The organism is Nocardioides sp., assembly GCF_047607365.1.
Lineage (GTDB): Bacteria > Actinomycetota > Actinomycetes > Propionibacteriales > Nocardioidaceae > Nocardioides.
On record NZ_JASGDD010000209.1, the window covers coordinates 1 to 9,896 of the forward strand.

Consider the following 9,896-nt stretch of genomic DNA (forward strand, 5'->3'; position numbering starts at 1 on the left):
GCGCGGCGTCCGGGTCGAGCGCCTCGGCCCGGCCCAGCCAGCGCGCCTCGATCCGCGCGGGCCCGGCGTGCAGCCGGCCGTCCGCGACCACGATCTCGGCCGAGCCGTACGCCAGGAAGGCCAGTGCCAGCAGCGCCAGCGTGGCGCCGCTGATCGACCAGGCCCAGACCGGCGGGATGGCGACGACGAGGGCCAGCCACAGGGTCGCCAGGAACATCACCCCCTGGACCCACCAGCGCAACGGCACGTGCAGCCGCTCGCGATAGGTCGTCACGGTGGTCACAGCGGATGAGTTTCCCATAGGGTCCGCGCGTGGTTGACATCGCACTGACCCGCCTCGACCCGGGACTGCCGGTGCCGTCGTACGCGCATCCGGGCGACGCGGGCGCCGACCTGATGACGACGGTCGACGTGACCCTGGCCCCCGGCGAGCGCGCGCTCGTGCCGACGGGCATCGCGATCGCGCTGCCCGAGGGGTTCGTGGCGCTCGTGCATCCCCGCTCCGGTCTGGCCGCCCGTCACGGCCTCTCGATCGTGAACACCCCGGGCACCGTGGACGCGGGCTACCGCGGCGAGATCAAGGTGCTGCTGATCAACCACGACCCGCGCGAGCCCATCGAGCTGCGCCGCGGCGACCGGATCGCGCAGCTGGTGATCCAGCGCGTGGAGCGGGCGGCCTTCGTCGAGGTGGAGAGCCTCGAGGAGTCGGTGCGCGGGGCCGGGGGCTACGGCTCGACGGGTGTGTGAGGCTGGCCCCATGGCGCGCGCGACGAGAGCGTTCCTCCACGTCGGAGCGATGAAGACGGGCACGACGTTCCTCCAGCACATCCTGTGGAGCCAGCGCGACCTGGCGGCGGGCCACGGCCTGCTGCTCCCGGGCACGCGGGCGGTGCACCGTCTCGCGATGCTCGACCTGCGCGAGGTGGCCGAGCGCTCCAACCGGCCCGAGCGGGTGCCGGGCTCCTGGGCGGGCGTCGTGGACGAGGCCCGTGCGTGGGACGGCGACGTCCTGGTCTCCGACGAGCTGCTCTCCCGCGCTACGCCCGCGCAGGCGTCCCGGGCGGTGGCCGACCTCCGCGGCACGGGTCGTGAGGTCCACGTGGTCCTCACCGTCCGCGACTGGGCGCGCCGCCTGCCGGCCCACTGGCAGGAGTACGTCAAGGCGCGCGGCCTGCTCTCCTTCGAGGAGTACACCCGCCGCGACCCGCGGACCGGCGCCTTCCTCAACCCGACCCTCCAGGAGGTCACCGACGTCGTCGGGCGGGTCGACATCTGGAGCGGGGCCGGAGCACGGGTCCACGTCGTCACCGTGCCGCCGTCCGGGGCGGACCCCGGGCTGCTGTGGCAGCGATTCGCGGGCGTCCTCGGCCTGGCCGCCGACGCGTTCTCGACCGACGTGCCGCGCAACCCGTCGCTGGGACTGGAGCAGACCGAGCTGCTGAGGATGGTCAACAGCGCCCTGCTCGACCGGCTGCCGCGCCCCGGCCCGTACGACGGCGCCGTGAAGACCGCGCTCGCCCGCCGCGTCCTCGCCGGCCGCCCCGGCACGCCGCTGGTGCTCGGAGGGGAGGACCTGGCCTGGGCGCGCCGTCGCGGCGAGGAGGAGATCGCGGCGCTGGCGGCCCGCGACGTGGACCTCGTGGGCGATCTCGCGGACCTCGTGGTGCCGTCGCAGGGGCCGGCGCTCTCCTCGATGGCGACCGGGGTCGACGAGCACCGGATGCTCGCCGAGGCGGTGGCCTCGCTGACCGACCTGCTCGTCTCGGAGCACGGCCGGCGCGATGAGCTGCGCCGCACGCGGACCGCGCCTCTCGCGCCACCGGTCAGGGCGGGCCGGCTCGCCCGCCTCCGGCGTCTGCTGAGCGGCCTCGACCGTTCCTGATCTCGCGGTTCCTGGTTGCGGAGCACGGGGGGTTACGGTGGCCCGGTGAGGTTCCGCCGCAACACCAAGGCCGTCGTCCCCGACACGGCCCCCGAGACCACCGACGAGCCGGCCGACACCCCCGTCGGCCCGTACGACGTGGACGCCATCCCGCCGGAGCTGGCCGACGTCGAGCGCGTCGACCTCGGCTCGATCCTCGTCGCGCCGGTGCCCGGCTGCGACCTGCGGCTCCAGATCGACGAGCGCACCCAGGACGTGCAGGCGGTGCTCCTCACCGCGGAGGAGGGGGCGCTGGAGCTGCGCGCCTTCGCGGCTCCCCGCAACGGCGACCTGTGGGCGGACGTGCGCCCGCAGCTCGCCGCCGACATCGTCCGTCGCGGCGGCCAGGTGGGCGAGGCTGAGGGCACGTGGGGGACCCACCTCCTCGGCCAGATGCCGGTCAAGCTGCCCGACGGCTCCGACGGCGTCCAGGCGTCGCGGATCATCGGGATCAACGGGTCGCGCTGGATGCTCCGCGCCACCCTGCTCGGCCGTCCCGCCGTCGACGGCGAGTTCGCGAACGCCTGGCTCCAGGGCATCGCGGCGAGCGCGGTCCGGCGCGGCGCCCACGCGCTGCCGGTCGGCGAGGCGCTGCCGCTGGTCATGCCCGCCCAGGCGCGCTGAGGAGCACGCGATGGGCAAGCTGCGCGACCGGATCAGCGCCTGGGCCAACCCCGACAACATCGAGGCGCAGAGCCTGCGCGAGGCCTACGAGGGGAAGGGCTGCACCCGCATCGCCGACGCCCCCGACCGGCAGGTCGTGAGCCTGCGCGGCACCCTGCGCACCGTCACCCTCCGGCCGCGCGGCGGCGTGCCCGCGCTGGAGGCCGAGCTCTTCGACGGCAGCGGGATGGTGACGATCATCTGGCTCGGTCGCCGCCGGATCGCGGGCATCGTGCCCGGCCGCTCGGTGCAGGTGGACGGACGCGTGGGAGTCCAGGACGGCGTACGCGTGCTCTACAACCCGCGCTACGAGCTGATCCCGTAGGGCCGGCTCCCCGGCGGACCGGCACACGCGCCTCATCCGCCCCTCGGGTCACTGATTCGACGCATCCTCTGGCACGTCCGCCATCACCGCTGTGTGATGAGCTCCATGGATGAGGTGGGCGAGCGGCCGGGCGTCGTCCTCTCGCGCCGCGGCGTGCTCGGCGCCGCCGTGTGGTCGGCGCCGGTGCTGACGATGGTCGTCGCCGCGCCGGCGTACGCCGACTACGGGACGGGGACGCTCGAGCCGGTGACGCCGGCCTCCAGCCGCTTCCCGACCTACGCGGCGACCGAGCCGGGCAGGCAGCTCCAGGTGAGGGTGAGCGACGGCGGCGGCCTCCCGCTCGCCGGGGTCACCGTGGTCTTCGGTCGCTCGGTGAGCGGCGGGTCCTGGGACGCCGGGTTCGTCGGCGCGGGCGCGGCACCGGACGGCGCCTCGGCGACGGTCGTGACCGACGGCGACGGAATCGCCACCACGACGTACGCCTACAGCGCCGCGACGCCCGGCGCGACGCTGACCCTGACCGCGGAGACGCTCTGATGCCCCCGGTCGTCACGTGGGTCACCACCTACCGTGCCTTCACCGCGCTCGCCTCCGGACCGACCGCGCTGCACACGCTGGCCTCGGTCGGCGGGGTCGCCGCCTATGCGTGGGGCGCCGGCGGCAACAGCACCCTCGGCAACGGCTCCACCGCCAACCGCAACGTCCCGACGGCGGTCAGCACCGCCGGAGTCCTGAACGGCGTGGTCGTCACCGCTCTCGCGGCCGGCGAGGGTCACAGCCTCGCGCTCTCCGGGACGGGCACGGTGTACGCCTGGGGCCGCGGCGACTCCGGCCGGCTCGGCGACGGCGCCGACGTCGACCGGAGCACCCCCGTCGCCGTGGACACCAGCGGCGTCCTCAGCGGCCGGCAGGTGACGGCGATCGCGGCCGGCGGCAGCCACAGCCTGGCGGTCGACTCCGCCGGACAGGTCTACGCCTGGGGCCGTGCCGTCTCCGGCCGGCTCGGCATCGGCCCGACCGACCCGGGCTACTACGCCCGATCCCCGATGAGCGTGGCGCTGACCGCCACCCGGATCGCCGCCGGGTCCGGGCACAGTCTCGCGCTCGACCCCGGCGGTGCCGTCTGGGCCTGGGGCAGCGGCAGCTCCGGAGCCCTCGGGAACGGCTCCACCGCCGACGCCGACGCCCCGGTCGCGGTCGACACCAGCGGAGCTCTGGCGGGACGGACGATCGTCGCCGTCGCCGCCGGGACGTCCCACTCCCTCGCGCTGGACTCGACGGGCCGGGTCTACGCCTGGGGGGCCGCGGCCGATGGTCAGCTCGGAAGCGGATCGACCACCGGCACCAGCGTCCCGGTGGCGGTGGACGCCAGCGGAGTGCTTGCCGGGAAGACCATCGTGGCCGTCGCCGCCGGCGGAGGCCACAGCCTGGCACTGGACTCCGAGGGACGGGTCTACGCCTGGGGAAACGGAGCCAACGGCCAGCTCGGCGACGGCACCGACGGCAGCGGTCCGCGGCCGCTTGCCGTCGCGGTCGACACCAGCGGCGTCCTCGCGGGCCGGAGCGTCGTGGCCATCGCGGCCGGCAACATCCACAGCCTCGCGATCGACTCCGACGGCCACGCGTTCGCCTGGGGAAATGACGGCTACGGCCAGCTCGGCAACGGCGCGTTCGGTGCCGGGGGTCACAGCTACGCCACCGTCCCGGTGGCGGTCGACGTCTCCGGTCTCTGACCTCCGCGCCGGCTCGGGGTGTCTCGGCGCTCGCGGGGTTCCCCGTAGAATCCCGCGACGTGCCGGAGACCAGTGATTCGATCGACGCCACCGAGGATCCGGCCCACCCCAGCGTCGAGACCGTCGAGGCGCTGGTCCGCGCCCGGATGGCCGCCTCGCTCGGCGGTCGGCGCGGGATCGTCGAGGCCGCCGTCCCGTCGATCGCCTTCACGGTGCTGTGGCTGCTCACCAAGGACCTCACGCTCTCCCTCGTCGTCGCCGGCGGCCTCGCGGTCGTCGCGCTCGCGGTGCGGGTGGCGCAGCGCTCGACGACGCAGTACGTCCTCAACGCGCTGGTCGGCATCGCGATCGGCTGGGTCTTCGTGCGGATCTCGGCGAGCAGCGGGGGAGACGAGACCCAGCAGGCGCTCGCGTTCTTCCTCCCGGGCCTGATCTCGGGGGCGGTCTACACCGTCGTGGTCGGCGGGTCGGCGCTCGCGGGCTGGCCGCTCGTCGGCTTCATGATCGGCTCGGTCATGGGGGATCCGACCGCCTGGCACGAGGACAGGCAGGTGGTGCGCCTCTGCAGCCGGCTCACCTGGCTGCTGGTCGCGCCGGGAGCCCTCGGCGTCCTGCTCCAGACCCCGGTGTGGATCCTCGGCCATGCCGAGATCGTCGACGGCGACACGGCCGTCGGGATCATCGCGTTCCTGCGCTACGGCCTCGGCTGGGTCTTCCGGATCGCCGCCTGGGGCACCATGATCTGGCTGCTCGCGCGCAACGCGACCCCCCTGACCCCGCCGGAGCCGGCCGGGGGCTCAGCCGCGGTGGGTCCCGGGGGCGAGTAGCCGCTCGAGCTCGTCCTCCTGGTCGGCGGGCACGACGAAGAGGAGCTCGTCGCCGGACTCCACGGGCTGCTCGGGGTCCGGGACGTAGACCATGCCGTCGCGCAGGATGGTGACGAGCGCGCAGTTCTCCGGCAGCGGGATCAGCCCGGCCTGCTTGCCGACGTACGGGGAGTCGGAGGGCAGCGTCAGCTCGACGAGGTTGGCGCTGCCCTGGCGGAAGGTGAAGAGCCGGACCAGGTCGCCGACCGTCACGGCCTCCTCCACCAACGCCGACATGATCCGCGGGGTGGAGACGTTGACGTCCACGCCCCAGGCCTCGGTGAAGAGCCACTCGTTGTTGGGGTGGTTGACCCGGCCGACCGTGCGGGGGACGCCGAACTCGGTCTTGGCGAGCAGCGACGTGACCAGGTTGACCTTGTCGTCGCCGGTCGCGGCGATGACGACGTCGCAGCGGTCCAGGCGCGCCTCCTCCAGCGAGGACAGCTCGCAGGAGTCGGCGAGCAGCCACTCGGCGTCGGGCACGCGCTCGGGCTTGATCGAGTCGGGGTCCTTGTCGATCAGCAGGATCTCGTGGCCGTTGGTGATCAGCTCGCGGGCGATGGAGCGGCCGACGGCGCCGGCTCCGGCGATGGCAACACGCATTGCTCAGTGCTCCTGGGGTCCGGCTGCGATGGCGTCGTAGGCGTGCTGCGCGTTCTCCTCGCGCATCGCCACGTGGAGCACGTCGCCCTCCTGGAGGAGCGACTCCCGGGTGGGCAGGATCCCCTCGCCCAGCCGGTCGATCCAGGCGACGCGCACCAGGCCCTCGACCTGGAGCGTCCAGACGCTCTGCCCGATCCAGGGGTCGGTGACCGGGACCTGGTCGAGCCGGATCGTGCCCGAGGGGTCGCGGTAGTCGGGCTCCGCGCCCGCGGGGAGGAGTCGCCGCAGGACCTGGTCGGAGGTCCACTTCACCGTCGCCACGGTGGTGATGCCGAGGCGCTGGTAGACCTCGGCGCGGCCGGGGTCGTAGATCCGGGCCACGACCTGCTGGATGCCGAACGTCTCGCGTGCCACGCGCGCCGCGATGATGTTGGAGTTGTCGCCGCTGGAGACGGCCGCGAAGGCGTCCGCGCGACGGATGCCCGCCTTCTCCAGGACCTCCTGGTCGAAGCCGATCCCGGTCACCTTGTCGCCGTTGAATCCGGGCCCGAGACGGCGGAAGGCGTCGGGCTCGGAGTCGATCACCGAGACGGTGTGGTTCCGGTCCTCCAGACTGCGCGCCAGAGTGGACCCCACGCGGCCGCAACCCATGATCACAACGTGCACCGGATGAGCGTATAGCGTTGCGCCCCGTGGGTGTGGGCGACGTATCCAAGCGCATTCTGATCGGCCAGAAGCTGCGCAGCTCCCAGCTGGGGGAGACCCTGCTGCCGAAGCGCATCGCGCTCCCCGTCTTCGCCTCCGACGCCCTCTCCTCGGTGGCCTACGCGCCCGACGAGGTCTTCATCATGCTCTCGCTGGCGGGGGTCTCGGCCTACGCCTTCTCCTGGAAGATCGCCATCGCCGTCGCGCTGGTCATGGCCGCGGTGATCGCCTCCTACCGCCAGACGGTGCACGCCTACCCGAGCGGCGGCGGCGACTACGAGGTGGCCACGGTCAACCTCGGCGCCCGCGCCGGCACCACGGTCGCATGCGCGCTCATCGTCGACTACATGCTCACGGTGGCCGTCTCGATCTCCTCGGGCGCCAACTACGCCAGCGCCGCGATCCCCGCCTTCCAGGACCACGAGGCCACCATCGCCGTCGTCATGGTCGTCGCGCTGACGGCGATGAACCTGCGCGGGATCCGTGAGGCGGGCACGGCGTTCGCGGTGCCGACGTACGCCTTCATGGCCGCGATCCTCGGCACCGCCGTGCTCGGCATGGTGCTGTGGGCGAGCGGCAACCTGCCCCACGTCGAGAGCGCGAAGTTCGACATCGTGCCCGACGAGGGGATGGAGTCGCCGCTCAACACCGCGGCCCTGCTGTTCCTCCTGGCGCGCGCGTTCTCCAGCGGCTGTGCCGCGCTGACCGGTGTCGAGGCGATCTCCAACGGCGTGCCGGCGTTCCGCCGGCCGAAGTCGAAGAACGCCGCCACCACGCTGCTCCTGCTCGGCCTGATCGCCATCTCGATGATGGTCAGCATCATCGTGCTGGCCCGCCAGATGGGGCTGCGCTTCGTCGACCCCAACGACCAGCACCGGCTGCTCCTGAACGGCGTCCCGCTGGGCGACTCCCACACCCAGAACGCCGTGATCGCCCAGGTCGCGAAGGCGGTCTGGAGCGACTTCCCGCCCGGCTTCTACTTCGTCGTGATCGTCACCGGGCTCATCCTCGTGCTGGCCGCCAACACCGCGTTCAACGGCTTCCCGGTGCTCGGCTCCATCCTCGCCCGCGACGGCTACGCGCCCCGCGCCCTGGCCCAGCGGGGCGACCGGCTCGCCTACAGCAACGGCATCATCTTCCTCGCCGTCATGGCGATCGTGCTGATCCTCGCCTTCGACGCCCAGACCACGCGGCTGATCCAGCTCTACATCGTCGGGGTCTTCGTCAGCTTCAACCTCAGCCAGCTCGGCATGATCCGGCACTGGACCCGGGAGCTCGCGGCCGAGACCGACCACGCCAGGCGCCGCAAGATGATGCAGTCGCGCACGATCAACACGATCGGCCTCACCTTCACGGCCGTCGTCCTCGTGGTCGTGCTCATCACGAAGTTCCTCGCCGGCGCCTGGATCACCATCCTCGCGATGATCTTCTTCTACATCGTGATGCGCCGCATCCGCGGCCACTACGACGCCGTGGAGGAGGAGCTCGAGGCCGGCGACGAGGACAAGCTGATGCCCACCCGCGTCCACGCCATGGTGCTGGTCTCCAAGGTGCACAAGCCGACCCTGCGGGCGCTGGCCTTCGCCCGCGCGACCCGGCCCAACACCCTCGAGGCGGTCACCGTCTCGGTCGACGACGCGGCCACGGCCCGGCTGCTCGAGGAGTGGGACGACCGGCACTTCGACATCCCGCTCAAGGTGCTGCACTCGCCCTACCGCGAGCTCATCCGGCCCGTCGTCGAGTACGCCAGCGCCATCCGCAAGTCCAACCCCCGAGGCGTCGTGGCGGTGTTCATCCCCGAGTACGTCGTCGGCAAGTGGCGCGAGTCGCTGCTGCACAACCAGACCGCCCTCCGGCTCAAGGCGCGGCTGCTGTTCACCCCCGGCGTCATGGTCATCTCGGTGCCCTATCAGCTCTCCTCGGGCCTGGAGCGGGCCAAGGAGCTGCGCGAGACGAGCACCTGGATGGTGCCCGGAAGCGTTCGGCACGACGGCCCCCGCAACGGCCCCCGAGTCGGTCGGTGAGATCTCCTCGCACGCGCACGCCGCGGGGCCGCTCGCGGGTCGGAGAGCGGTTCGAGGTGGTGGTCGGCCCGGTCGCGCACGGCGGGCACTGCGTCGCCCGCGTCGCCGACGGCGAGGCCCGGCGGGTGGTGTTCGTCCGGCACGCGCTGCCGGGGGAGCGGGTGGTGCTCGAGCTCACCGAGGGCACCGAGGGAGACCGGTTCTGGCGCGCCGACGCCGTCGCGATCCTCGATCCGTCGCCGGATCGGGTCTCGCCGCCCTGCCCCTATGCGGGCCCCGGCGTGTGCGGCGGCTGCGACTTCCAGCACGCGACGCCGGTGTCCCAGCGCGGGTTGAAGACCGCGGTCGTCCGCGAGCAGCTCTCCCGGCTGGCGCGGATCGAGTCCGATGTCGAGGTGGAGTACGTCCCGTTGCCGGACGGGCGGGGCGACGACGGCCTGCGCTGGCGCACCCGCCAGCGATACGTCGACCTGGCGGCCGTGCCGCCGGCCGACCGCGGGCGCTCAGCGCCACCCGGTGACTCCCCGGGCCCGCGGTCGGGCGAGGGATCGCCGCGCGGCATGCGGAAGCACCGCTCGCGTGACGTCGTCGCCGTCGACGACTGCCTCATCGCGGCCGTCGACGCCCGCGAGCCGGCGCCGGGCACCGTCATGGAGACCGTCACGGTCGAGGGCGTCAGCCATGACTTCCAGGTCTCCGCCGACGGGTTCTGGCAGGTCCACCCCGCCGCGCCGCGGGTGCTGGCCGAGACCGTGCTCGGCATGCTCGACCCGCGGCCGGGGGAGTCGGTGCTCGACCTCTACGCCGGGGTCGGCCTCTTCGCCGCCTTCCTCGCGGATCGGGTGGGTCCCGGCGGGCGGGTCGTCGCGGTGGAGGGCGACCGGCGTGCGTCGGCGCTCTCCGAGCGCAACGTGCCGGCGGCGGAGGCGACCGCGGGCGACGTCGCGAGCGTGCTGGCGACGTCGTACGCCGGAGGCTTCGATCTCGTCGTGCTCGACCCGCCGCGCGAGGGCGCGCGACGCGCCGTCGTCGACGCCGTCGCCGACCGCGCCCCGC

At 73.3% G+C, this 9,896-nt stretch carries 12 protein-coding genes; 9 read left to right on the plus strand and 3 right to left on the minus strand.

The genetic code is table 11. The features are described from left to right. A partial coding sequence (locus tag QM572_RS16200; RefSeq protein ID WP_415094963.1) for a DUF3093 family protein occupies positions 1-283 on the minus strand: 283 nt, incomplete at its 3' end. 29 nt (positions 284-312) lie between these two features. Between QM572_RS16200 and dut the strand changes: the two genes are divergently transcribed. The 7 genes from dut to QM572_RS16235 all read left to right on the plus strand — a co-directional run bounded on the left by dut (position 313) and on the right by QM572_RS16235 (position 5,469). Further along, positions 313-747 (plus strand): dUTP diphosphatase, encoded by a 435-nt coding sequence (gene dut / locus QM572_RS16205; RefSeq protein ID WP_415094965.1) that lies wholly within the window; start codon positions 313-315, stop codon positions 745-747. Between the two features lie 10 nt (positions 748-757). Continuing rightward, positions 758-1,882, plus strand: coding sequence for a hypothetical protein (locus QM572_RS16210; RefSeq protein ID WP_415094967.1), 1,125 nt, complete (start codon positions 758-760; stop codon positions 1,880-1,882). Positions 1,883-1,927: 45 nt separating this feature from the next. Continuing rightward, on the plus strand, positions 1,928-2,545 hold the full coding sequence (locus QM572_RS16215; protein ID WP_415094969.1) for a DUF3710 domain-containing protein: 618 nt from the start codon (positions 1,928-1,930) through the stop codon (positions 2,543-2,545). A 19-nt stretch (positions 2,546-2,564) separates the two neighbouring features. Next, entirely contained in the window at positions 2,565-2,909 is a 345-nt protein-coding gene (locus tag QM572_RS16220; RefSeq protein ID WP_415094985.1) for an OB-fold nucleic acid binding domain-containing protein, read from the plus strand. Positions 2,910-3,005: 96 nt separating this feature from the next. After that, a complete protein-coding gene (locus tag QM572_RS16225) occupies positions 3,006-3,446 on the plus strand; it encodes a hypothetical protein (protein ID WP_415094971.1) in 441 nt (146 codons plus the stop codon). After that, positions 3,446-4,642 carry an RCC1 domain-containing protein gene (locus tag QM572_RS16230; protein WP_415094973.1) on the plus strand — a complete coding sequence of 399 codons (1,197 nt, stop codon included), beginning with the start codon at positions 3,446-3,448 and terminating at the stop codon, positions 4,640-4,642. The genes QM572_RS16225 and QM572_RS16230 overlap by 1 nt, the downstream gene beginning before the upstream one ends. 59 nt (positions 4,643-4,701) lie before the next feature. Beyond that, positions 4,702-5,469 (plus strand): DUF3159 domain-containing protein, encoded by a 768-nt coding sequence (locus QM572_RS16235; RefSeq protein WP_415094975.1) that lies wholly within the window; start codon positions 4,702-4,704, stop codon positions 5,467-5,469. Here the strand turns inward: QM572_RS16235 and QM572_RS16240 are convergent. Continuing rightward, on the minus strand, positions 5,440-6,111 hold the full coding sequence (locus tag QM572_RS16240; RefSeq protein ID WP_415094977.1) for a potassium channel family protein: 672 nt from the start codon (positions 6,109-6,111) through the stop codon (positions 5,440-5,442). The genes QM572_RS16235 and QM572_RS16240 overlap by 30 nt on opposite strands. Positions 6,112-6,114: 3 nt before the next feature. Further along, on the minus strand, positions 6,115-6,777 hold the full coding sequence (locus QM572_RS16245) for a potassium channel family protein (RefSeq protein ID WP_415094979.1): 663 nt from the start codon (positions 6,775-6,777) through the stop codon (positions 6,115-6,117). Positions 6,778-6,803: 26 nt separating this feature from the next. On the opposite strand from QM572_RS16245, the gene QM572_RS16250 reads away from it, so the two are divergent. Together QM572_RS16250 and QM572_RS16255 are read left to right on the plus strand one after the other, a co-directional pair. Further along, positions 6,804-8,840, plus strand: coding sequence for an APC family permease (locus tag QM572_RS16250; RefSeq protein WP_415094981.1), 2,037 nt, complete (start codon positions 6,804-6,806; stop codon positions 8,838-8,840). Further along, positions 8,837-9,896, plus strand: a 1,060-nt coding sequence (locus QM572_RS16255) for a class I SAM-dependent RNA methyltransferase (RefSeq protein ID WP_415094983.1), incomplete at its 3' end; no start/stop codon positions are given. The genes QM572_RS16250 and QM572_RS16255, both read left to right, overlap by 4 nt.

Bases quoted from the DNA above. Each gene is read 5' to 3' on its own strand.
- QM572_RS16230 (WP_415094973.1), top strand. From the start codon at position 3,446: ATGCCCCCGGTCGTCACGTGGGTCACCACCTACCGTGCCTTCACCGCG.
- QM572_RS16240 (WP_415094977.1), bottom strand. From the start codon at position 6,111: ATGCGTGTTGCCATCGCCGGAGCCGGCGCCGTCGGCCGCTCCATCGCC.
- QM572_RS16210 (WP_415094967.1), top strand. From the start codon at position 758: ATGGCGCGCGCGACGAGAGCGTTCCTCCACGTCGGAGCGATGAAGACG.
- QM572_RS16225 (WP_415094971.1), top strand. From the start codon at position 3,006: ATGAGCTCCATGGATGAGGTGGGCGAGCGGCCGGGCGTCGTCCTCTCG.